The sequence below is a fragment of the Streptomyces longhuiensis genome (assembly GCF_020616555.1).
Taxonomy (GTDB): Bacteria; Actinomycetota; Actinomycetes; order Streptomycetales; family Streptomycetaceae; genus Streptomyces; species Streptomyces longhuiensis.
The window spans coordinates 7794128-7816563 of record NZ_CP085173.1 but is presented as its reverse complement, the minus strand read 5'-3'; the positions used below and the strand labels follow the sequence as shown (position 1 = coordinate 7816563).

19 protein-coding genes and 1 riboswitch are annotated in these 22436 nt (G+C 71.4%); of the genes, 8 read left to right on the top strand and 11 right to left on the bottom strand.

Annotated features, from left to right (window positions below; translation table 11 throughout):
• Positions 1–95 precede the first annotated feature (95 nt).
• Positions 96–875, top strand: a complete 780-nt coding sequence (locus tag LGI35_RS35610; protein ID WP_227298384.1) for a phosphotransferase — start codon at positions 96–98, stop codon at positions 873–875.
• A gap of 186 nt (positions 876–1061) precedes the next feature.
• Here LGI35_RS35610 and LGI35_RS35605 read toward each other — a convergent pair whose 3' ends face one another.
• Positions 1062–2282 carry an MBL fold metallo-hydrolase gene (locus LGI35_RS35605; protein ID WP_227298383.1) on the bottom strand — a complete coding sequence of 407 codons (1221 nt, stop codon included), beginning with the start codon at positions 2280–2282 and terminating at the stop codon, positions 1062–1064.
• Positions 2283–2649: 367 nt separating this feature from the next.
• On the opposite strand from LGI35_RS35605, the gene LGI35_RS35600 reads away from it, so the two are divergent.
• The 4 genes from LGI35_RS35600 to LGI35_RS35585 are packed head-to-tail and all read left to right on the top strand — an operon-like array spanning position 2650 to position 8802.
• Complete coding sequence (locus LGI35_RS35600) at positions 2650–3807, top strand: acyl-CoA dehydrogenase family protein (protein WP_227298382.1); 1158 nt, start codon at positions 2650–2652, stop codon at positions 3805–3807.
• A gap of 26 nt (positions 3808–3833) precedes the next feature.
• Positions 3834–5447, top strand: coding sequence for a 5-guanidino-2-oxopentanoate decarboxylase (locus LGI35_RS35595; RefSeq protein ID WP_227298381.1), 1614 nt, complete (start codon positions 3834–3836; stop codon positions 5445–5447).
• Positions 5444–6631 carry a glutamate dehydrogenase gene (locus LGI35_RS35590; RefSeq protein WP_227298380.1) on the top strand — a complete coding sequence of 396 codons (1188 nt, stop codon included), beginning with the start codon at positions 5444–5446 and terminating at the stop codon, positions 6629–6631. The genes LGI35_RS35595 and LGI35_RS35590 overlap by 4 nt, the downstream gene beginning before the upstream one ends.
• The gene (locus tag LGI35_RS35585) at positions 6628–8802 is read left to right on the top strand and encodes an acetate--CoA ligase family protein (protein ID WP_227298379.1); all 2175 of its coding nucleotides are present in this window, start codon (positions 6628–6630) and stop codon (positions 8800–8802) included. Before LGI35_RS35590 ends, LGI35_RS35585 begins: the two co-directional genes overlap by 4 nt.
• On the opposite strand, the gene LGI35_RS35580 is transcribed toward LGI35_RS35585, so the two are convergent.
• A complete protein-coding gene (locus LGI35_RS35580; RefSeq protein ID WP_376223125.1) occupies positions 8743–9588 on the bottom strand; it encodes a helix-turn-helix domain-containing protein in 846 nt (281 codons plus the stop codon). The genes LGI35_RS35585 and LGI35_RS35580 overlap by 60 nt on opposite strands.
• Positions 9589–9718: 130 nt before the next feature.
• On the opposite strand from LGI35_RS35580, the gene LGI35_RS35575 reads away from it, so the two are divergent.
• Positions 9719–10126, top strand: coding sequence for a hypothetical protein (locus tag LGI35_RS35575; RefSeq protein WP_227298378.1), 408 nt, complete (start codon positions 9719–9721; stop codon positions 10124–10126).
• Between the two features lie 83 nt (positions 10127–10209).
• Here the strand turns inward: LGI35_RS35575 and LGI35_RS35570 are convergent, their stop codons facing one another.
• The gene (locus tag LGI35_RS35570; protein WP_227298377.1) at positions 10210–11769 is read right to left on the bottom strand and encodes an APC family permease; all 1560 of its coding nucleotides are present in this window, start codon (positions 11767–11769) and stop codon (positions 10210–10212) included.
• Positions 11770–12008: 239 nt separating this feature from the next.
• Here LGI35_RS35570 and LGI35_RS35565 point away from each other — a divergent pair, with 239 nt between their 5' ends.
• The gene (locus tag LGI35_RS35565) at positions 12009–12626 is read left to right on the top strand and encodes a TetR/AcrR family transcriptional regulator (RefSeq protein WP_227298376.1); all 618 of its coding nucleotides are present in this window, start codon (positions 12009–12011) and stop codon (positions 12624–12626) included.
• 107 nt (positions 12627–12733) lie between these two features.
• On the opposite strand, the gene LGI35_RS35560 is transcribed toward LGI35_RS35565, so the two are convergent.
• Together LGI35_RS35560 and LGI35_RS35555 are read right to left on the bottom strand one after the other, a co-directional pair.
• Positions 12734–13525, bottom strand: coding sequence for an SGNH/GDSL hydrolase family protein (locus tag LGI35_RS35560; RefSeq protein WP_227298375.1), 792 nt, complete (start codon positions 13523–13525; stop codon positions 12734–12736).
• Between the two features lie 231 nt (positions 13526–13756).
• Positions 13757–14572, bottom strand: a complete 816-nt coding sequence (locus LGI35_RS35555) for a M23 family metallopeptidase (protein ID WP_227298374.1) — start codon at positions 14570–14572, stop codon at positions 13757–13759.
• Between the two features lie 2 nt (positions 14573–14574).
• Positions 14575–14756, bottom strand: a riboswitch (cyclic di-AMP (ydaO/yuaA leader).
• 407 nt (positions 14757–15163) lie between these two features.
• On the opposite strand from LGI35_RS35555, the gene LGI35_RS35550 reads away from it, so the two are divergent.
• Complete coding sequence (locus LGI35_RS35550) at positions 15164–15961, top strand: tyrosine-protein phosphatase (protein WP_227298373.1); 798 nt, start codon at positions 15164–15166, stop codon at positions 15959–15961.
• A 26-nt stretch (positions 15962–15987) separates the two neighbouring features.
• Here the strand turns inward: LGI35_RS35550 and LGI35_RS35545 are convergent, their stop codons facing one another.
• The 6 genes from LGI35_RS35545 to hpnH form a co-directional block, all read right to left on the bottom strand.
• A complete protein-coding gene (locus tag LGI35_RS35545) occupies positions 15988–16161 on the bottom strand; it encodes a DUF6126 family protein (protein WP_227298372.1) in 174 nt (57 codons plus the stop codon).
• Entirely contained in the window at positions 16158–16799 is a 642-nt protein-coding gene (locus LGI35_RS35540) for a helix-turn-helix domain-containing protein (RefSeq protein WP_227298371.1), read from the bottom strand. Before LGI35_RS35540 ends, LGI35_RS35545 begins: the two co-directional genes overlap by 4 nt.
• Before the next feature lie 115 nt (positions 16800–16914).
• On the bottom strand, positions 16915–18300 hold the full coding sequence (locus tag LGI35_RS35535; RefSeq protein ID WP_227298370.1) for an aspartate aminotransferase family protein: 1386 nt from the start codon (positions 18298–18300) through the stop codon (positions 16915–16917).
• A complete protein-coding gene (gene dxs, locus LGI35_RS35530) occupies positions 18297–20210 on the bottom strand; it encodes a 1-deoxy-D-xylulose-5-phosphate synthase (protein ID WP_227298369.1) in 1914 nt (637 codons plus the stop codon). The genes LGI35_RS35535 and dxs overlap by 4 nt, the downstream gene beginning before the upstream one ends.
• Positions 20211–20236: 26 nt before the next feature.
• Positions 20237–21403 carry a flavodoxin-dependent (E)-4-hydroxy-3-methylbut-2-enyl-diphosphate synthase gene (gene ispG, locus LGI35_RS35525; protein WP_227298368.1) on the bottom strand — a complete coding sequence of 389 codons (1167 nt, stop codon included), beginning with the start codon at positions 21401–21403 and terminating at the stop codon, positions 20237–20239.
• A gap of 7 nt (positions 21404–21410) precedes the next feature.
• Positions 21411–22433, bottom strand: a complete 1023-nt coding sequence (gene hpnH / locus LGI35_RS35520; protein ID WP_116507572.1) for an adenosyl-hopene transferase HpnH — start codon at positions 22431–22433, stop codon at positions 21411–21413.
• Between the last annotated feature and the right edge of the window lie 3 nt (positions 22434–22436).

Here is a 22436-nt window from a genome sequence, read left to right as displayed (position 1 = left end):
TCCATCGCCGGAGAGACGTCGCAGTGGGGACGGACGCCTGTCGGGAGCAGCCGTCGAACAGCTGCGGGCGCCGGCCTGTCGATACGCTCTCCGGCGTGATCGAGGACGGCGAGACAGACCAGGGCACCGTGACGACGGTTCAGCGGGTGGGCGACACCATCAGGCGCCCTCCAGGCCGTTGGACCCCGCTGGTGCACGCGCTGCTCGCCCACCTCGAGGCGGCCGGATTCCAGGGCGCTCCGCGGGTACTGGGCTTCGACGAGGGCGGCCGCGAGGTGCTGTCCCTGCTGCGCGGCGAGCCGGGGATGAATCCGTGGGGGCCGGCCCTCAAAGGCGAGGAGGGGCTGAGGCAGTTGGGGCGGTGGGCCCGCGACTACCACGAGGCCGTTCGCGGCTTCCGGCCGCCGCGGGACACCGAGTGGTTCGCGCCGGACGCGCGGTGGCGCCCGGGCCTGATCGTGCGCCACGGCGATCTGGGGATGTGGAACTCCATCTGGAGCGGCGATCGGCTGGCGGGGTTCATCGACTGGGACTTCGCGGAGCCCGGCGAGCCGGTCGACGATCTGGCCCAACTCGCCTGGTACGCGGCGCCGCTGCGTGACGTGGGGGTGCAGGCTCGCTGCGGCTTCCCGGACGGCGCCCCGGTGCGCGAGCGGTTCCTCGGCCTCTGTGAGGCCTATGGCGGCGGCATCGGGCCGGACCGGGTGCTGGCGGCGCTGGACCGCATGCAGGTGCGCGAAGCGGCCCGCATCCGCGAGCAGGGCGGGCGCGGCAGGGCCCCGTGGGACCTGATGCTGCGGCGCGGCGACGCCGAGGAGATCGACGCGGAACGCGCATGGCTGGCCCGCAACAAGGCGGTTCTGCTGGGCGGGTGAACGCCACCGGGGGTACGGCGGCCCACCGGACTCGCGGAGGTATGTCGGCGACCCACCGGACCCGCGGTGATACGGCGGCCCACCGGCCCCGTGGACCCAAGGACCCGGCAGGAGCGGCCCGCTCCTGCCGTCCCGCTCGCTCGACGGGGCGTCGAGCGCACCGCTGACCGCCCCGGTCCGACCGTCTCAGACCGCCGGTACCGCCTCCTGCTCGCCGGAGCCGGCCCCGGCGCCCGCGCCCTTTCCAGCTGCCGCGCCGGTGTCCGGCCGGTCCGCCGGCTCCGTCTCGGGCCAGCCTTCCGCGGGCTGCGTGGCGACGCCGCGCCACCACGGCTGGACGGGGAGCGTCTCGGCCGTGGGTTCGAAGGGCTCGCCCGGGCACGGGAGCGCGACCTTGGCCCCGGCCCGCTGTCCCGCCGCGAGCGTGCCCTCGCCGGGCTCGGACCACGGGTGCGGCGCCAGATTGAACGTGCCCCAGTGGATCGGCAGCATGGGACCGCCGCCGGGCCCGCCCTGGAGGTCGAGGTGGGCACGCATGCCCTCCTCGGGACGCATGTGGATGTCGGGCCAGAAGTCGCTGTACGCACCGATCTGGATCATCGTCGCGTCGAACGGCCCGTGCTCCTCGCCGATGTCCTTGAAGCCGGGGAAATAGCCGGTGTCACCGCTGTGGTAGACGCGGTGCTCGGGACCGGCGACGACCCAGGACGCCCACAGGGTGTGCTGCTCGTTGCGCAGGCCGCGGCCGCAGAAGTGGCGCGCGGGCGTGGCGGTCAGGGTCAGCCCCGCCACCTTCGTCGACTCGTTCCAGTCGAGCTCGCGGAGGCGGTCCGCGGGGACGCCCCAGTGCTCCAGGTGCGCGCCGACGCCGAGCGGCACCGCGAACACCGTGTCCGTGTCGGCCAGCGCACGGATCGTGGGCAGGTCCAGGTGGTCGTAGTGGTCATGGGAGATCACCACGACGTCCACCGGACCGAGCGCGGCGAGCGGCAGCGGTACGGGGTGCAGCCGCTTGGGGCCCGCGAAGGAGAACGGGGAGCAGCGCTCGCCCCAGACGGGGTCGAGCAGCACGCGGCGGCCGTCGATCTCGGCGAGGACGCTGGAGTGCCCCATCCAGGTGAGGCGCAGGCCGCTCGCCGGGGGCTTGGCGAGGTCGGCGAGGGTCGTGGAGTGCACGGGGACGGTGCCGGCGGGCGCCCTGCGGACGCGCCCCTCCTTGGCGAAGAAGACCTTCGCGAACTCGATCATGGAACCCGCGGGCCGGGTGCGTGCGCCCACCGGGTTCTGGAAGCTGCCGTCCGCGAAGTTCGGCGACCTCCGGATCCGCTCGAGTCGCTCTCCCGCCGGGTCCGCGCCGAAAGCGGCAGGCCGCAGCGGGCGGAGCCCGGAGCTCAGGGAACGTGACACAGCGCCTCCCGGTGGATCGATCGGGGTTTCCCGATCAGGGATTCCATTATGGGCGGCACCGCCGACAGTGCCCGATCCGGGCCCTGGACGCACAAGGAATTCCAAGGCACGCCCCGGTTGCGTGGCGCCGATGTCACTCGGCGTCACGGTCGGCACCCGGCGCGTGTCCCGCTCGGAGCCTCCCCGCGCGCCGGACAGGCGGAAGCCGCTGCGCGTGGCGTCGAAAAAACTGATCCATCATTCAGTAGCCGTTGCGTTGACATCGGTCTTCACGGGCTCGGATACTGACTGGCGATTCAGTAATCGGGGCAGTGATCCGCGCCGGTCGCGACCCCCTCGTCGGTATCCGTCAGTTTCTGGAGGCACCGTGTCAGAGCTCCCCATCGAGCTGGTCCCCCTCACCCCGGAGCAGCGGGACATCGTGGACCTCACGAGGACGTTCGCGCGTGAGGAGATCCGCCCGCGCGGGCGCGCCGTGGACGAGGCGGACGTGGAGACGCCCTGGGATCTGTGGCGCGCGGCCGCGAAGGTCGGCATCACCGGATTCATGCTGCCCGAGGAGTACGGGGGCGGCGGGTTCACCGACGTGTTCACGCAGGTCCTCGTCCAGGAGGAGCTGTGCGTCGGTGACCTGGGCATCGGCAACCTCCTGTGCTCGAACGGCTTCTTCGCCGACCCGGTCATGGAGCTGGGCACCGAGGAGCAGAAGCGCGCGTGGCTGACGCCGCTGGCCGGGCCCGACACCCCGATGACCTCGCTGGCGACGACGGAGCCGGGCTCCGGGTCCGACGCCGCGTCGATCGTGACGACCGCGACGCGCACGGCGGGCGGCTACCTCCTGAACGGCCAGAAGGCATGGATCTCCAACGCGGGCGAGGCCGAGCAGTACGTCGTCTTCGCCAAGACCGACCCGTCGCAGCGTTCGCGCGGTGTCACGGCGTTCCTGCTGCGCAAGGGCGCGGAGGGGCTCACGTTCGGTGAGCCGATGCGCAAGATGGGCCAGCGCGCGATCGTGTGCCGCGAGGTGTTCTTCTCCGACGTGTTCGTGCCCGACGCCGACCGTCTCGGCGACGAGGGACAGGGCTTCGCAGGCCTCATGCGGACGTTCGACATCTCGCGCGCCGTTCTGGGCGCGGCGGCCACGGGTGTCGCGCGGGCCGCGTACGAGTACGCCCGTGACTACGCACGCACGCGCGTGCAGTTCGGCAAGCCGATCATCGAGCACCAGGCCGTGGCGTTCCGCCTCGCGGACATGCGGACGCGGATCGAGCAGTCCCGTCTGATGACATGGCGTGCCGCGCGGCGTCTGGACGCCGGACTCGACGCGACCGCCGAGGCGGCCATGGCCAAGCTGACCGCGTCGGAGACGGCGGCGTACTGCACCTGGGCGGCCGTGCAGACGCTCGGCGGCTGGGGCTACTCGCGGGAGTTCCCGGTCGAGCAGTGGATGCGGGACGCCAAGCTGGAGGAGATCGAGGAAGGCACCTCCGACATCATGCGCCTGGTCATATCGAGGTCGCTGTGACCGAGGAGACGGTGACGGAGCATTCGGTGACGGAGCAGACGCAGACGTCGACCGGCGGCGAGGCGCTCGTCAGGGCGCTCGCCTCCCATGGGGTCTCCACCGCGTTCGGCATTCCGGGGACCCACAACCTGGAGATCTACCGGCACTTGGCGGCGTACGGCATCACGCATGTCGCCCCGCGTCACGAGCAGGGCGCCGGGTACGCGGCCGACGCCTACGCGCGCGTGACGGGCGATCCCGGGGTGGCGATCACGACGACGGGGCCCGCTCTCCTGAACATCGCGGCCGCAGTCGGGCAGGCGTACTCGGACAGCGTGCCGCTCCTCGTGGTCTCGCCGGGCATGCCGCTGCGCCATCCGCGCCAGTCGACGGGCCTGCTGCACGAGATGCGCAGCCAGACGGAGGCACTGCGGAACGTGGCGGCCTTCAGCCATCGGGTGTCCTCGGTGGAGGAGATCGGGGCGGCGGTGGCGCGCGCGTTCAGCCTGTTCCGTACGGAGAGGCCTCGGCCCGTGCACATCGAGGTGCCGCTCGACCTGCTCGAAGCGACGGAGTCCGCCGGGCCGGTACGGCGCGCTCCCCTGGCGGCGCCCCGCGCGGCGGACGGTCCGTCGCTCGACGCGGCGGCCGCCCTCCTCGCCGGCGCGATGCGCCCCGGCCTGGTCCTGGGCGGCGGCGCCCGCGGTGCTGCCGGGCAATGCCGGGCGCTGGCCGAGCAGTTGGGCGCTCCGGTGGCGACCACCGCGAACGGCAAGGGCATCGTCGACGAACGGCATGCGCTGTCCCTCGGTGTGTCCCTGCACAGCCCCGCCGTGCAGAAGTGGCTGGCCGACTGCGACGTCGTGCTCGCCGTCGGGACGGAGCTCGCCGAGTCGGACCTGTGGTCCGCGCCGCCCGCGCTCGGCGGCAGACTGATCCGTGTCGACGTCGATCCGGCGCAGATGTACGCGGGCCTCCCCTCGGACGTCGCTCTGGTGGGCGACGCGCAGGCCACGATGCAGGCGCTCGAGGAGCGGCTCGCCAAGGTGCCGGGCCCCGCGTCCACGGACGCGGCCACGCGGACCACGTCCGCCGTGCGCGCCGCACGCGACGACGAGACACGCGCGCGTGACGCTCGTTGGGTGCCGTATCTCGAAGCGATCAGGAGCGTCCTCGCGGCCGATGCCGTGGTGACCTCCGACAGCGCCCAGTGCTGCTACTACGGCGCGCTCCCGCACCTCCCCGTCGGCCCCGAGGGGCGCTATCTGCACCCCACCGGGTTCGGCACGCTCGGCTACGCGCTGCCCGCCGCGATCGGCGCGAAGACCGCCTGCCCCGACCGGCAGGTGATCGCGATCAGCGGGGACGGCGGGCTCCAGTTCTCCGTGCAGGAGCTGGCCACGGCCGCACAGCTCCAACTGCCGCTGCCCGTCGTCGTGTTCGACAACGGTGGCTACGGCGAGATCCGCGACGAGATGGCCGCACGCGGCGACGCACCGGCCGCCGTCGACCACGCACGCGTGGACCTCGCCGGCCTCGCGCGGGCCTTCGGCGGCAGGGGTGCCCCCGCGCACTCCCCCGGCGAACTCGCCGCGCTCCTGACCCGCGCCCTGGCCACCCCCGGACCCACCCTGCTCACCGTCCCCGAGGAGACCGCATGACCGCGCCCGCCACCCCCCTGATGTCGCTCACCTGGACCGACCACGTCACCGGCAGGCACGGCTACCTCGTCGTCGACCGGCTGGTGCGCGGCGTGTCCAGCGGCGGGCTCCGGATGCGTCAGGGCTGCACCCTCGACGAGGTCGCCGGCCTCGCGCGCGGGATGACGATGAAGGAGGCCCTGCACTACAACCCGCAGGGCCGCTACATCCCGCTGGGCGGTGCCAAGGGCGGCATCGACTGCGACCCGCAGGACCCGGAGGCGTACGGCGTCCTCGTGCGCTACCTGCGGGCCATGCGGCCCTACATCGAGTCCTTCTGGACGACCGGCGAGGACCTGGGGCTCACCCAGGACCTCGTCGACAGGGCGGCCGAGGAGGCCGGGCTCGTCTCGTCCATCCAGGCCGTCTACCCGCTGCTCGACGACGAGGCGGCCGCTCGCCGGCGCCTCGCCGACGCCTTCGCGGTCGATGTCGACGGCATCGGCCTCGACGAACTCGTCGGCGGCTGCGGGGTCGCCGAGTCGGTGCTCGCGGCCCTGGACCGGGCGGGCGTCCCGTACGAGGGGACCCGGGTGTCCGTGCAGGGCCTGGGCACCATGGGCGGGGCGACCGCCCGGTTCCTGGCACGCGCGGGTCTGCGGGTGGTGGCCGTCGCGGACGTGAAGGGCACCGTCGCCAACCCCGAAGGCCTGGACGTGGACGCGCTCCTCGCCGCCCGTGACGCCTACGGGACGGTGGACCGTTCGGCGCTGCGCGAGGGTGACCGTGAACTGCCGGGCGACGCCTGGCTGTCGGCCGACGCCGAGGTCCTCGTGCCCGCCGCCGTGTCGTACGCGGTGGACGCGGCGAACCAGGAACAGATCACGGCGCGCTGGATCGTCGAGGCAGCCAACATGCCCGTGCTGCCCGAGGCGGAGGAACTGCTCGCGCGGCGCGGCATCACCGTCCTGCCCGACGTCGTCGTCAACTCCGGTACGAACGCCTGGTGGTGGTGGACCCTCTTCGGGGACATCGAGGCCAACGCGGACGAGGCGTTCGCGTACACGCGGCGCTCCATGCGCGCGCTGATCGACCAGATGCTGGCCCGGGCCGAGGCGGACGGGACGACGCCGCGTGCCGCCGCGCACGCGATCGTCGCGGACCGTCTTCCGGTGATCGCGGAGCGGTTCGGGTGGTACAGGTGACGCCCGCGCCGGACGCCGGCGTGCACGCGCGCGTGGAGCTCGACGCGCTCTTCGACCCTCGGTCGGTCGCCGTCGTCGGGGCGTCCGACAACCCGGAGAAGTGGGGCTACTGGCTGGCGTCGGGGGCCCTGTCGGGCCGTGACCGCCGGGCCGTCCACCTCGTCAACCACCGCGGCGGCGCCCTGGACGGTGAACCGTTCCTGCCGGATCTCGCGTCGCTGCCCGTGCCGGCCGAACACGTCGTCGTCGCCGTGCCGCCCCGCCATGTGCGGCCGGTGGTCACGGACGGTCTCGCGGCGGGCGCCCGGTGTTTCACCGTGATCACGTCGGGCGGCGCCACCGCCGAGGAGGAGCGGGCGCTCGCCGAGCTCGTCACCGCCCGGGGAGCGCGGCTGCTGGGCCCGAACTGCATGGGCGTGGTGGACACGACGAGCGAACTACGCCTCAGTTGGGGTGAGTTCCCCTCCGGCGGCCTCGGTCTCGTGTCCCAGAGCGGGAATCTCGCCCTGGAGATCGGCCGTCTCCTCGCGCGCTCCGGGCAGGGCTTCTCCCGGTTCGTCTCACTGGGCAACCAGCGGGACATCGACGCGGCGGACGCCCTGGAGTCGCTGATCGCGCACGGCCCCACGAGAGCGCTCGCCGCGTACATCGAGGACTTCCGCGACGGCCGGCGGCTCGCACAGGTCCTGGCGGCCGCGCACGCCGCCGGGAAGCCCGTCCTGCTCCTGACCGTGGGGCGCAGCGCCGCGTCCGGGCGCGCCGCCGCGTCCCACACCGGCGCCCTGGTGAGCGCGCGCGCCACCGTGGAGGCGGTGTGCCGCGATGCCGGCGCCCTCCTGCTCGACACGGCGGGCGAACTGGTCGACACGGCCGTGTACTTGCTGGCGCAGGGTGTACGCGACCGGAGTGCGGGGCACGCCCGGTCCGGCGCCTCGCCCCACCTCCGGAGCGTGGCCGTGGTCGGGGACAGCGGAGGCCAGGGCGCCCTCGCCGCCGACGCGTTCGCCGCTCAGGGTCTCGACGTGCCCGCCTTCGCGGAGGGCACGCGCGAGGCGGTCGCGGAGCAGTTGCCGGGCGGAGCCGGGTGCGGCAACCCGGTCGATCTGGCGGGCGCGGGTGAGGCGGATCTCGGCAACTACGCGCGCGTGGCCGGCACTCTGCTGCACTCGGGAGACACCGACGCCGTCGTCCTCACGGGCTACTTCGGCGACTACGCGACCGCCAACCCGGCCCAGACGGACCGCGAATGCGAGGTCGCACACGCCCTCGCGGACGCCGCCGCCGCATCCGGGCGCGCCCTCGTGGTCCACACGATGGCCCGCGACACCCCCGCCCTGACGGTTCTGCGGCAGCGCGGTGTGCCCGTCTACGAGCGCATCGAGCAGGCCGCGACCGCCGTCGCCGCGGCGGCCCGCCTCGCGGCCCCTCCGCTCACCCGCGAGGATCCGCCGGCCCCGGCGACGTACAGGCTGGCGGACGGCGGTTACGAGAGCGTGCGGGAGCTGCTCACTTCCTATCAACTCGCCTTTTCCGCAGCCGAGTTCGTGACCGATGCGGACGGTGCCGTGGAGGCGGCGGAGCACAGGACGGGGTATCCCGTTGTCCTCAAGGCGATGGGGCTCGCGCACAAGACCGAGGCGGGCGGGGTCGCCCTGTCCATCGCCGACGCCGACGCCTTGCGGGCCGCGTTCGCCCGTATGAAGGCGGCGACGGGCGCGGACCGCTACGCCGTGGAGGCGATGGCCACACCGCCGTACGGACACGAACTGATCGTCGGTGTGCGGCGCGACCCGTCGTTCGGGCCCGTCGTCATGGTCGGCATCGGAGGGGTGACCGCCGAACTGCTCGCCGACACGGCGCTGGCCCTCGCACCCCTCACGCCCGCACGCGCGCGTGCCCTGCTCCTGCGGCTGCGGCACGCGCCGTTGCTGACGGGCTGGCGTGGCGCGCCCGGAGCGCATCTGGACGCGGCGGCCGCCGCCGTGTGCGCGGTCGCGCGGGCCGCCGTCGACCATCCGGAGCTGACCGAACTGGAGGTCAATCCCCTGCTCGTGCACCCGGGCGGCGCGATCGCCCTGGACGCGCACGGGGTGCTCGACCAGGCCGGCACCTCACCGGCGCCCGTCCATGGCGTCGGCGAGGAGGGCGGCGGTCTCCTGGTCGAGGGGTAGGAACGCCTCCAGTTTCAGCTCGGCGAGCGTGACGTCGACCGCCGTCCCGAAGTGGGTGAGCGTGCTCAGAAGGCGCAGCTCGCCCCACTTCGTGCGCAGTCGCAGCGGGACGGCGAAGCCGAGGTAGTCCGGACCGGCCTGTCGGGGCCGGTCCGGCACCATGTCCTCCAGTTCGGCGACCAGCTCCGTGAGAGCCCGGTTGGAATTCCGTACGGACTCGTCGTGCAGTCCGTCGATGACGTGCCAGGCCCACTCGTCCAGGTTCACGATCCGCGGCGCGAGGCCGCGCGGATGCAGCAGCACGCGCGCGATGTTCACCGGCGCCGAGAGCAGCGCCGGATCGACCCCTTCGGTCAGCGCGTCGAAGGCCTCGTTGCGCGAGACGAGATCCCCGCGCCGGTCGATGATGACCGCCGGATACGGCAGATGCGCCTCCATGACGCGCTCCAGGGCCGTACGGACCGCGGACAGCTGCGGGCCCCCGAAGTGCGACTCCTGGTACGCGGGTGCGTAACCCGCCGCAAGGAGCAGGGCGTTGCGCTCCCGCAGCGGCACCTTCAGCGCCTCCGCCAGGCGTACGACCATGGCGCGGCCCGGCACCGAACGGCCGCTCTCCACGAAGCTGACATGCCGCTGCGTGGTCCCCGCGCGCGTGGCCAGCTCCAGCTGGCTGACGCGCCGCCGCACCCGCCACTCGCGCAACGCGTCACCGAGCCCGCCCTGCGCCGCCCTGCCCGAGAGCCCTGCCCCTGCCCCTGCCTCAGCCGGTTCCGCCTGCGTCGTCACCGGACCGTGTCTACCCGACGGCGGGGTCTACGGGCCATTCCCTGCGGGGAATTGTCGCGCCGCACCCCGCCGCGCAGAGTTCACCCATCACAAACAGCCATCAGGGACAGGACAGAAAGCGAGCGATTCCATGCCGCACATCGACGCACAGGAGCTGGCCGGCCGGTACGCGGCCGTCTGGAACGAGCGGGACCCCGAGCTGCGCCGCAAGGCGGTGCACGCCCTGTGGTCCCCTGACGGCGTGCACGCCCTGCTGCCGCCGCAGGAGTTGCGGGAGACGGCCGTGCGCCTCGGCTTCCCCACGGCCGCCCTGGAGGCGCGCGGTCACGACGAGCTGGAGGCGCGGGTGGCGCGGGCCCACGAGGAGTTCGTGGCGTCCGGCGAGTACACGTTCAGGGCGACGGCCGCGCACGCGCAGCAGTTGAACGACGTCGTCACGTTCCGCTGGGAGTCGGTTCTCACGCAAAGCGGCGAAGTGACGGGCGGAGGACTGGAGTTCGTCGTCGTGGCGGAGGACGGGCGCATCGTGGGCGTCTGACCCGACGAGACGTTCCGTCGGGACCCGACACACCGGAGGGCCCTCCCCGCCCCGGGGAAGGCCCTCCCATGCGCGCGAACGCGCTACTCGCCCACGCGCCTGCGCGTCCGCGCGCCCATCGCGTAGAAGACGAGCCCGATGCCGACGAAGAGCAGCAGGGGCAGCACCTGGCTGAGTGTGTACTGGGCGCGCTGGCCTGCGAACGACTCGGGCAGTGAGTCCGCCGCGCTGCCCGCCGAGCCGAACCAGCCGACCCCGAAGCCGGGCCAGATCAGCACGATCACGGTGAACGCCACGAACCCGGTGGCGAGGACGCTCACGACCCATGCGCCCACGCGTCCGCCCGGGACGGCGTACGGGCGTGGCGTGTCCGGGTACTTGCGGCGCAGCACGGCGAGGCTGGGGAAGGTGATGACGTACGAGATGAAGGTGGTGCAGATCGTCAGGCCGAGACCCGCGGCGAAGTACTTCTCGCCGTTGCCGCCCGTGAGGTTGAGGGCGACCACGAAGAGGATCGAACCGAGGACGGCGGAGAGCAGGTTCACCCGCACCGGCGTCCCGTGCTTCTCGGAGATGTGGCCGAGCCACGCGGGACCCGCGCCGTCCGCGCAGGCGACGGCCTGCGCGCGGTGGGCGCCCATGGCCCAGGTGACGCCCGAGGTCAGCAGGCCGATGATCAGGCCCGCCGCGGCGACCCCGCCGAAGACGGAGCCGAGGCCGGTGAGCGTGACCGTGCCGTCGGCCGCGATCGACCCGCCGTAGACCGTGAACACGGCCTTGCAGGCGTCGATGAAACCGCCGAGGCTGCCGATCTCCTTGCTGGGCAGCACGAAGAGGATGCCGAGGATCGGGCCGCCGTAGAGGAGCACCGCCGCGAAGCCCGAGCGCAGGATCGACAGAGGGATGTCGCGCCTCGGGTTCGTCATCTCCTCTGCCGCGGAGCTGGGCAGTTCGAAGCCGACGTAGTTGAAGATCAGGACCGGGACCAGCGCCACGAAACCGGCGTACGTCGGGACGAACTCACCGGCGGGCAGCGCGTGCACGCCGTGCTGGACGGCGAACACCACCACGGAGACGAGGAAGAACCCGAGGAGCACGATCCGGGCGACGGCGCCGGCGATGGGCACCCACTTGCCGATGCGCACGGACTGTACGACGGCCAGCGCGCCGCCCCAGATGAAGACGAGGCCGGCCGCGTACTTCCAGAATCCCGGCAGCGGGGTGAAGAACTCCTCCCACGTGGTGAGCGCGATGATGCACAGGCTGCCGCCCACCCAGACGGGGTTGGAGATCCAGTAGAGGAGCTGGTTCACACCGGCGACGAGCCGCCCGAACGCCAGGCGCGTCCAGACGTAGGGGCCACCCTGCACGGGGAAGGCCGAGCCGAGTTCGGCCACGAGCAGCCCGTACGGGAGGAAGAACGCGAGGGCGAGGATCGCCATCCAGGTCAGGCCCTGCGGACCCTGGGCGGCCACGGAGCCGATCGTGTCGAGGCCGACGAGGGTGCAGATCAGGAAGAACAGCACGTCCAGCCTGCGCAGGTCCTTCTTGAGCCGGGAGCGCTGTTCACCCCACCCCTCGGACAGGTCGGGTGCGTCCTGGGCGGACGGCTCGGTCGGCGGTATCGGCGGCGCTTGGGTCACGGGGAAACTCCTGCTGCACGGCGGGGCACGGGGCGTGACGGTTGTTCTCGGACTGGACTGCGGCTCCTCTTGCGACGGTGCCGCTACTGGCTGTCCGGTCGCCCTATTGACTGAACGGCCAGTCAGTAAGCGAGACTGTGACGGGCACCACTGGGCACTGTCAAGAGTCGTGCACGAGGCGTTCGCGCCGGGTTCGCCACTCGGCGCCCACCGCCGGTGCCCGTGTGTAGGGTTACCGCGTGGCAAGAGTGCGGTTGAGCGTGGCCGAGCGGCGTGAAGAGTTGCTGCGGGCCGCCATCGAGCAGATCGAGGCGCGGGGCGTGGCAGCCGTGCGCATCGCCGACGTCGCCGCAGCGCTCGGGGTGAGCAACGCGCTGGTTCTGTACCACTTCTCGACGAAGGAGAAGCTCGTCTCGGCCGCGTTCGCGCACGCCGCGGAGGGCGACCTCGCACATCTGCGCAAGCTGCTGGGCAAGCGCACGACGGCGCTGCGCCGGCTGCGTTCGGCCGTGCGCTGGTACGCGCCGACCGGGCAGGCCAAGGGGTGGCGGCTGTGGATCGAGGGCTGGTCCGCGGCACTGCGCGAGCCCGCGCTGCGGGAGGTCACGCGCGACCTGGACAAGCAGTGGAAGGCGGCGCTCACGGAAGTCGTCGCGGAGGGCGTGGCGGCGGGCGAGTTCCGCTGCCCGGACCCCGCGGGCGCCGCACTGCGCCTGACGGCGCTCCTCGACGGTCTCGCGGTGCAGATGACCGCGTACACCGGGACGGTCTCACGGGCCCGCATGCAGGAGTGGGTCGACGACGCGCTGGCCCGCGAGCTGGGACTCGAGCGGGCGGACCTGACGGCGTCGGGCTGACGGCGCCGCGACGTCGGGCCCCGAACGGAGCCCGACGTGACCGCGTGGAAATGACGCGGGGGAGCCGCCCCCAAGGGCAAGCTCCCCCATGACGCGCGCGGCTGCTGTCAGAGCGGCAGCAGATCCGGCCGCTTCGCCGCCACATGGTCCCCGGACGACTCACCGCGCAGCCGTCGGCCGATCCACGGGACCAGGAACTCCCGCGCCCAGTGGATGTCGTCGCGCCGCACCTCCAGCGTGCCGCGCGGCGGCTGCGCCGGCCACGGCTGGTCCGGGTCCGCCGGTACCTCGACGCCGAGCGCCTGCCCCGCCCGCAGCGCGACCCGCGTGTGCCCCTCGGGCGAGAGGTGCAGCCGGTCGTCGTCCCAAGCACGACGGTCCTGGACGGTCTTGAGGGACCACAGGTCGAGCACCGGGCAGCCGTAGCGGTCGGCGACCGCGCGCACATGTCCGTTGTACGTCGCTATCTTGCCGCGCAGATGCTTGAGGACCGGGACGTCCCGGGTGTCGAAGCCGGTGGTCACCATGACCGTGCCGACGGCGGAGGTCAGCCGGGCCACGGCCTTCTCGAAGCGCTCGGCGACGTCGTCGGGGTCGGTGCCGGGACGGATGATGTCGTTGCCGCCGGCGGCGAAGGTCACCAGGTCCGGGGCGAGTTCGACGGCCCGCGGGAGCTGGTCCTCCACGATCTGGTCGAGGAGCTTGCCGCGCACGGCGAGGTTCGCGTACCGGAAGGAGTGCTCGGGGGTCCGGTCGTCCAGGAGGACGGCGAGACGGTCGGCCCAGCCCACGAAGGCCCCGTCGGGACCGGGGTCCCCGACGCCTTCGGTGAAGCTGTCCCCCACCGCCGCGTAGGACCGAATCGTGCCGCCGCTGAGTGATCTCGATTCGTTTGCCACGACCACACATCTTTCACCCTGCGATGTGACCTACGCGACCGTAGGAAGGGGTTGACGGGTGGTGATATAGCCCACCCGGTCAGTTCCGCGATTTCAGGAATACGACGGGACACGACGGAGGGGCACGACGAAGGGGCGGGCCCGGAACCGGACCCGCCCCTTCACCTCACGCCTCGACGAGACACCCGCACGTCACACCGTCAGGGTCGGAGCGACGTCACATCGTCGGGGTCAGATCGAGACCCCGTGCGCACGGAGGTACGCGATCGGGTCCACGTCCGAGCCGTAGCTCGGGGTGGTGCGGATCTCGAAGTGCAGGTGCGGTCCCGTGACGTTGCCGGTCGCGCCGGAGAGGCCGATCTGCTGGCCCCCGGTCACGGTCTGCCCGGAGGAGACGGAGAGGGACGACATGTGGGCGTACTGCGAGTACTTGCCGTCGGCGTGCTGGATGACGACCTCGTTGCCGTACGCACCGTCAAGACCGGCCGACACGACGGTGCCCGCGGCTATGGCCTTGAGCGGGGTGCCCGTCGGGACCACGAAGTCGACACCGGTGTGGTAGCCGCTGGACCACATGCTGCCCGCGGTCTTGTACGCCGTGCCGACGGAGGCGCTCTGGACGGGCAGCGCGTAGCCGGAGCCGGTGGCGGCCTTGGGTGCGGAGGCCTGCGTGGCGGTGGCCGGGGACTTCGCGGCGGGGGCCGCGGCCTTCTGGCCGATCGTCAGCTTCAGGCCCGGGTGGATCAGGGACGGGTTGCTGCCGACGACCGAGCGGTTGTCGGAGTAGAGCTTCTTCCAGCCGCCGCTGACGTGCTGCGCGTCGGCGATCTTCGAAAGGGTGTCCCCGCTCTTGACGACGTAGGTCGTGGCGGCGGCGGGAGCGGCCGCGGCCTGGACGACCGAGTGGGCGGCCGCGGGAGTCGCGGCGTGGGCGCCGGCGGCACCCACCAGCGGCAGCGCGAGCGCGGCGCCGCCCACTCCGGCGACGACGAGCGTGCGTGCGAAGCCCTGGGACTTGGGACGGCGGTGCTTACCCTTCGCGGGCATGGGGGTTTCCTCTCCGTCGCCTGCGAGGTGAGCTGTCGGGTTCGGGCTGGAGTTGCCCGGCCGCGCCCTTTCGGGCACGGCTTCACCCCGAGCCGCTTCCGGTGTTCCGGAAACGGCGGTCCACCTGGGTCCCCCGCTCCTGCCGAGCACGGATCGATGTGCGGATTCCGGGCGGCGGCAGGATTAGGCGGTCCGTCCGGATTGCGCCGAACGTAAGCGAGCGGGGAGCGCGGGGACAAGCCGCGAATTCCCCTGGGCATTCCGGTTCTTGATCCTTGAATGATCCTTTCCGGAAAAGGCCGTCACGCTCCGTCGATTCACGATCTTTGCAACTGCGTTACCTACGGGGAATTCATTCGGCCCCACCGCCACACACGGTCACCGCTATGACCCTGCTCACCCATCGACCACCATATGGCCTCATTTCAGGCTTAGTTATTCCGTAAGGCGCGATTGCCTGCTTTCAGTCTCATTTCGGGCATTTAGCGTGAAATCATCAGCCTCCGCTCACATGGTTGCCCCTGGCAGCCATGTCGTATCGTCGAAGTCGCCCGCAGCGAGCAGCGCCGCGGCCGACCGGGAGGAGCCCCCGTGACGCAGCAGGTCCCGTCCACCGAGCCCGAGTTGGCCGGAGTGCGCAACTTCCGCGATGTCGGTGGTCTCCCGACCGTGGACGGCCGGCGGGTCAAGCAGGGCGTGCTGTTCCGCAGTGGTCACCTCGCGCACGCCACGGACGAGGACGCCGCGTTCCTCTCCTCGCTCGGGCTGCACACGATCTTCGACTTCCGCAACGCCGCCGACCAGCGGCTCGAAGGCCCCGACGTCACGCTGCCCGGCGTACGGAACGTGAATCTGCCGCTGACCGACCCGGCGGACGGCGCCGAGTTCTGGCAGATGGTGCGCGACGGCAACCTCGACGACCTGCGCGCCGCCCTCGCCGAGGGCCAGGCCGCGAACCGGATGATCACGTCGTACCGGGCGATCATCACGGAGCGCACCGCCGAGCACAGCCAGGTCCTGCACTCCCTCGCCGAGGACAGCGTGCCGGCGCTCATGCACTGCGCGGCCGGCAAGGACCGCGCGGGCCTGTCGATAGCGGTCACGCTCCTGGCCGTGGGTGTGGAGCGCGACGCCATCGAGGCGGACTACCTGGAGTCGAACGCGACGCACCGCCGCTACAAGGTGCACCGCAGCAGTGCCTCGAAGGACGCGATGTCCCCCGAGGTCATGGAGCTGCTGAGCCCGCTGTTCGACGCCCGCGCCTCGTATCTGGCGGCCGCCTTCGAGCAGGTCGCGCAGACCTGGGGCTCCACGGACCGCTACCTGGAGGAGGGCCTCAAGCTGTCCCCCGCCCGGCGCGAGCGGCTGCGCGAGCGCCTCCTCGACTGAGACTCACCGGCCACGCGCGGGGCACGTCACCCGCGCGACGCCCCCAGCGTGAACAGCAGATAGATGAAGGCCGCGACGATGTGCCCGGCGAAGACGTAGACGAGCAGCCGCACCCAGATGCCGCGCGGAAGCTTGTCCTCCACGTCACGCCGGGCGGGCTGCCGCTGCGGCTCGGTCATGTCGTTCGGCTCTGCGTTCATCGAAGGCCTCCCTGGATCTGTTCGCCGCCGCTCGTCGCCGGGCCGAGACACAGCGCGGCGGACGGGCTCTGCAGCAGGGTGTGTACGAAGAGGAGCTCGGCGCCGTCGCGGTCGGCGGCGGCGATCCGGTGCGGGGTGAGCGAGTCGAAGTGCGCGCTGTCCCCCGGCGCGAGCGCGTACGCGGTGTCCCCGAGGCGCAGCCGCAGCCGCCCTTCGAGCACGTACAGCCACTCCTCACCGGGGTGGACCCGCACGATGTCGCCCTGGGCGCCGAACGGCACATGCACGCGCAGGGCCTGCATGCCGCGCCCCGGGGCGCCCGCCTGCCGGTAGATCCAGCCGCCCGCCTCGGTGGGCTCCATGTCGGCGGAGCGCACGACGGCGTCCCTGTCGGCGGGCGTCTCGCCCAGGAGCTCGGAGACCGTCGTACCGTAGGTGCGGGCGAGTGCGAGCAGCATGGGGAGCGAGGGCTGGCGGCGGCCCGTCTCCAGGCGGGAGAGGTGCGCGGGCGAGAGCCCGGCGGCGCGGGCCGCGGCCTCCAGGGTCAGGGCGGCGCGGCGGCGGAGTTCGCGCAGCTGCGGGGCGACGGCGGGCAGCTCCGTGGGTTCCGGATCCGGCTCCGGAGGGGCAGGGCTCATACCGTCGATTGAGCCAGAGCCGTACCTCTGAGGCAAATTTCTTGCCCCAGAGGCAAACGGTGTCCTGCTTGAACAAGCACCCCTACGAACGTGAACAAGCGCCCCTACGAAGCGGTCAGCGGTTGGCGACCGCCTGCTTCACCAGTGTCTTGCCGAAGTCCCACATCAGCCCGCCGCCCGAGTGAGCGTCGTCCATGACGGCGGTGAACGCCTCGACGAAGCGGTCCACCTCGCGCTCCCCGATGATCAGCGGCGGGATCAGCTTGATGACCTCCAGATGGTCGCCGGAGACCTGCGTGAGGATCCGGTGCTTCTGGAGCAGCGGCACGACGACCATCTGCGCGAAGAGACCCTTGCGCGCGGCCTGGAGCATCGTCCAGCGGCTGCGCAGCTTCAGCGACTTCGGCCGCCCGAACTCGATGCCGATCATCAGGCCTCGGCCGCGTACGTCGCTCAGCAGCTCGTAGCGGTCGACGAGCGCGGTGAGCCGGGACTTCAGGAGCTCGCCGGTCGCCCGGGCGTTCGCCACGACCTCCTCGTTCTCCATCACGGAGAGCACGGCGAGCCCTGCGGCCATGGCCTGCGCGTTCGAGCCGAAGCTGGCCGAGTGCACGAGCACGCGGTCCATGGACGAGTAGACCTTCTTGAAGATCCAGTCCTTGCCGAGGGTCGCGCCGACGGGCACGTAGCCGCCGGAGAGCGCCTTGGCCACGCATACGAGGTCGGGTTCGACGCCGTCCTCGTGCTGGTAGGCGTAGAAGTCGCCCGTCCTGCCGAGGCCCGTCTGCACCTCGTCCGCGATGAGCAGCGCCTTGTGCTGGTGGAGCAGCTCCTGGGCGGCGCTCAGATAGCCGGGCGGCGTCCCGTGGACGCCCTTGCCCTGGATGGGCTCGACGATCAGCCCGGCCACGTCGCCCTTGGCGAGCTCGGCGCGCAGGGCGTCGAGGTCGCCGAGCGGCACCGCCGTGTCCGGGAGGAGCGGCGCGAAGCCGTCCCGGAATCCGGACTCGCCGTTCACGGACAGAGACCCGGTGGTCAGCCCGTGGAAGGCGTGACCGCAGTACAGGACCCTGGGCCGGCCCGTGGCGTACCGGGCGAACTTCAGCGCCGTCTCGACGGCCTCCGTTCCGCTGTTGCCGAAGAAGACCCGGTCCAGGTGCGGGCTGTGCGCGAGGAGCCGTTCGGCGAGGAGGCCCGGCAGCGGCTGGCAGTCGAAGCGGGTGAGGTCGGCGAGCGAGGCGTCGAGGACGTCGTGCAGCGCCTTGCGGACCACGGGGTGGTGCCGGCCGAGGCCCATCACGCCGAACCCGGCGAGCATGTCCAGGTAGTCGTTGCCGTCCTCGTCCCAGAAGTAGGCGCCCTCCGCCCGCTCGTAGACCTTGTCGAAGCCGATGGTGTGCAGCATGCGCGGGAGCTGGTGGTTGAGGTACTTGGCGTGCAGCTCGTAGCGCTCGGCGCCGCGGTCGGCCAGGAGTCTTGCGAGATCGAACTCCTTGCTCATACGTCGTCGTTCTCCTTGCCGGCCACGAGGGCCGCGGTCTCGGCCTTCAGGGCCATGCTGGTGCCGATCCGTCCGGCGATCTCGACGGGCGTGAGCCCGATGTCGGCGAGCACCTCGCCGCGCTTGGCGTGCGCGAGGAACTGGTCGGGGATCCCGAACCGCCGTACGGGTACGTCGACCTCGGCCTCGCCGAGCGCGAGCGCCACGGCGGAGCCGACGCCGGCCGCCTTGCTGTTGTCCTCGACGACGGCGACGAGCCGGTGCCGTGCGGCGAGCGGCGCGAGGTCCGGGTCGACGGGTTTGACCCACCGCGGGTCCACGACCGTGCAGTTGATGCCGCGCGCCTTCAGGAGTTCCGCGACCTGGAGGCACACCGGCGCCATCACGCCGACGGAGACCAGAAGGACGTCCGGGTCATCGGCCCGGTGCAGCACGTCGAGGCCGCCGATCCGGTCCACCGCCGGGATCTCGGGGCCGACCGACTCCTTCGGGAAGCGGATCAGCGTCGGGGCGTCGTCCACCGTGACCGCTTCGCGCAGCTGCGCCCTCAGCTGCTCGGCGTCCCGGGGCGCGGCGATGCGCAGGCCGGGGACGACCTGGAGGACGGACATGTCCCACATGCCGTTGTGCGAGGCGCCGTCGACGCCGGTCACGCCGGCCCGGTCGAGGACGAAGGTGACACCGCAGTTGTGCAGTGCGACATCCATGAGGAGCTGGTCGAAGGCGCGGTTGAGGAAGGTGGCGTAGACGGCGACGACCGGGTGGAGGCCGCCGGTCGCGAGTCCGGCCGCCGAGACCGCCGCGTGCTGCTCGGCGATCCCCACGTCCCACACCCGGCCGGGGAACTCCTCGGCGAACTTGGTGAGTCCGACCGGGTGCAGCATCGCCGCGGTGATCGTCACGACGTCGTCACGCTCCCGTCCGATGCGGGCGATCTCGTCGCCGAACACCGAGGTCCAGGACGGGCCGTTGGACGGCGCGAGGGGCTCGCAGGTGAGCGGGTCCATCACGCCGACGGTGTGGAACCGGTCGGCCTCGTCCGCGAGGGCGGGCTCGTAGCCGCGGCCCTTCTCGGTGAGGCAGTGCACGAGCACCGGCCCGTGGAACCGTTTCGCGCGTCGCAGCGCCGACTCGACCGCGCCCAGGTCGTGCCCGTCGATGGGCCCCACGTACTTGAGCCCCAGGTCCTCGAACATGCCCTGCGGCGCGAAGGCGTCCTTGAACCCCTTCTTGGCGCCGTGCAGGGACTCGTACACGGTGTGTCCGATGACGGGGGTGCGCAGGAGGACGTCCTTGCCCCAGGCGAGGACCTTCTCGTAGCTGTCGGTGGTGCGCAGGGTGGCCAGGTGGTTGGCGAGGCCGCCGATGGTCGGGGCGTAGGACCGTTCGTTGTCGTTGACGACGATGATCAGCGGGCGGTCCCTGGCGGCCGCGATGTTGTTGAGCGCCTCCCAGGCCATGCCGCCGGTGAGCGCACCGTCGCCGATGACGGCGACGACGTGGCCCCGCTCCCCCAGGACCTGGTTGGCCTTGGCGAGGCCGTCCGCCCAGCCGAGCGCGGTGGACGCGTGGCTGTTCTCGATGACGTCGTGCTCGGACTCCTCGCGCGAGGGGTAGCCGGACAGGCCGCCCTTCCCGCGCAGCTTCGAGAAGTCCTGACGCCCTGTCAGTATTTTGTGCACGTAGCTCTGGTGGCCGGTGTCCCACAGGATCCGGTCGACCGGCGACTCGAAGACCCGGTGCAGGGCGATCGAGAGTTCCACCACTCCGAGGTTGGGTCCCAGGTGGCCGCCGGTCCTCGCGACCGCGTGGACCAGGAACTCCCTGATCTCCGCGGCCAGTTCGTCGAGCTGTTCCTCGCTCAGCGCCTTCAGATCGCGCGGCCCCCGGATGCTTTCCAGAATTGTCACGCTCGGGCCCCCTCTCCGGTTGTTCCTCAGCTCACGGTGACGTCAGGGGTGCCCGAGGCCACCCCGGCGTCCGTCATCTGCTCGGCGATCTTCATCGCCTCTTCGATGAGGGTCTCGACGATCTTCGACTCGGGGACGGTCTTGATGACCTCGCCCTTCACGAAGATCTGACCCTTGCCGTTGCCCGACGCGACGCCGAGATCCGCCTCGCGCGCCTCGCCGGGACCGTTCACCACACACCCCATGACGGCGACCCGAAGGGGCACCTCCATCCCGTCGAGGCCCGCGGAGACCTCGTCGGCCAGCTTGTAGACGTCGACCTGCGCCCGCCCGCACGACGGGCACGACACGATCTCCAGACGCCGCTCCCGAAGCCCCAGCGACTCCAGGATCTGGATGCCGACCTTGATCTCCTCGACCGGCGGCGCGGACAGCGAGACGCGGATCGTGTCGCCGATCCCCTCACTCAGCAGCGCCCCGAAGGCGACCGCCGACTTGATGGTGCCCTGGAAGGCCGGACCCGCCTCGGTCACGCCGAGGTGCAGCGGATAGTCACTGGCCGCGGCGAGCTGCCGGTAGGCGTTCACCATCACGACCGGGTCGTTGTGCTTGACCGAGATCTTGATGTCGCTGAACCCGTGCTCCTCGAAGAGCGACGCCTCCCACAGCGCCGACTCGACGAGCGCCTCGGGCGTCGCCTTGCCGTACTTCTTCAGCAGACGGGCGTCGAGCGAGCCCGCGTTCACGCCGATACGGATCGGGGTCCCGTGATCCTTCGCCGCCTGCGCGATCTCCTTGACCTTGTCGTCGAACTGCTTGATGTTGCCCGGGTTCACCCGGACCGCCGCGCAGCCCGCCTCGATGGCCGCGAAGACGTACTTCGGCTGGAAGTGGATGTCCGCGATGACGGGGATCTGCGACTTCCTGGCGATGGTCGCGAGCGCGTCCGCGTCGTCCTGCGTGGGGCACGCCACCCGCACGATCTGACAGCCGGACGCCGTCAGTTCGGCGATCTGCTGCAGCGTGGCCCCGATGTCCGAGGTCCGTGTCGTCGTCATCGACTGCACGGACACCGGCGCTCCGCCCCCCACCGCCACCGGTCCGACGTGGATCTGCCGACTCGTCCTGCGGTCGGCGATCGGTCGGACCGGCAGCGAAGGGAGCCCCAGTGAAACGGGCTCTCCGGAGGTCATGGCGGTGTCACCCGCGGTTTCCGGAGACGGTCTCGCGGGCCGCGCGGATCGACTCCTTGAGCGAGCCCATCGTGGCGAGGACGGCCGTCGGCTCGTAACCGCAGTGCGCCATGCAGTTGTTGCAGCGCTCGTCCTTGCCGCGCCCGTAGGCGTCCCAGTCGGTCTTCTCGATGAGGTCCTTGTACGTGGTGACGTACCCGTCCGCCATCAGGTAGCAGGGCTTCTGCCAGCCGAAGAGCGAGTAGTTCGGGATCGCCCACGCCGTGCACGGGAAGTCGACCTTGCCCTCGAGGAAGTCGAGGAACAGCGGCGAGTGGTTGAGGCGCCAGCGGCGCCTGTTGCCGCCCGCGAAGGCCTTCTTGAAGAGCTCGCGGGTCTGCTCCACGCCCAGGAAGTGCTCCTGGTCGGGCGCCTTCTCGTAGGCGTAGGCGGGCGAGAGCATCATCTCGTCGACCTCGAGGTCGTCGTTGAGGTAGTTCAGGACCTCGATGATGTTCTGCGGGGTGTCCGTGTTGAAGAAGGTGGAGTTCGTGGTGACGCGGAAGCCTCGCTTCTTGGCCTCCTTGATCGCCTCCACCGCCTCGTCGAAGACGCCTTCCTTGGCGACGGACTCGTCGTGGCGCTCCCGCATCCCGTCGATGTGCACCGTGAAGGCGAAATACGGCGAGGGCGTGAACTTGTCCATCTTCTTGCGCATGAGCAACGCGTTCGTGCAGAGGAAGACGTACTTCTTCTTCGCCACCAGCTGCCGGACGATCTCGTCGATGTGCGGGTGCATGAGCGGCTCGCCGCCGGCGATGGACACCATCGGCGCACCGGACTCCAGGACGGCGCCCACGGCCTGCGCCACGGGCATCCGCTGCTTCAGCACCCCGGCGGGATGCTGGATCTTTCCGCAGCCCTCGCACTTGAGGTTGCAGGCGTACAGCGGCTCCAGTTCGACAATGAGCGGGAACTTGTCGCGCTTGCGAACCTTCTGTTCAAAGAGGTACGTCGCGACCTTGATGGACTGACGAAGCGGCATGGCCATCTG

Coding starts and splice junctions, on each gene's coding strand:
- LGI35_RS35590 (WP_227298380.1), top strand. CDS start 5,444: ATGACCGCGCCCGCCACCCCCCTGATGTCGCTCACCTGGACCGACCAC.
- LGI35_RS35575 (WP_227298378.1), top strand. CDS start 9,719: ATGCCGCACATCGACGCACAGGAGCTGGCCGGCCGGTACGCGGCCGTC.
- LGI35_RS35555 (WP_227298374.1), bottom strand. CDS start 14,572: ATGCCCGCGAAGGGTAAGCACCGCCGTCCCAAGTCCCAGGGCTTCGCA.
- LGI35_RS35545 (WP_227298372.1), bottom strand. CDS start 16,161: ATGAACGCAGAGCCGAACGACATGACCGAGCCGCAGCGGCAGCCCGCC.
- LGI35_RS35540 (WP_227298371.1), bottom strand. CDS start 16,799: ATGAGCCCTGCCCCTCCGGAGCCGGATCCGGAACCCACGGAGCTGCCC.
- LGI35_RS35535 (WP_227298370.1), bottom strand. CDS start 18,300: ATGAGCAAGGAGTTCGATCTCGCAAGACTCCTGGCCGACCGCGGCGCC.
- ispG (WP_227298368.1), bottom strand. CDS start 21,403: ATGACCTCCGGAGAGCCCGTTTCACTGGGGCTCCCTTCGCTGCCGGTC.
- hpnH (WP_116507572.1), bottom strand. CDS start 22,433: ATGGCCATGCCGCTTCGTCAGTCCATCAAGGTCGCGACGTACCTCTTT.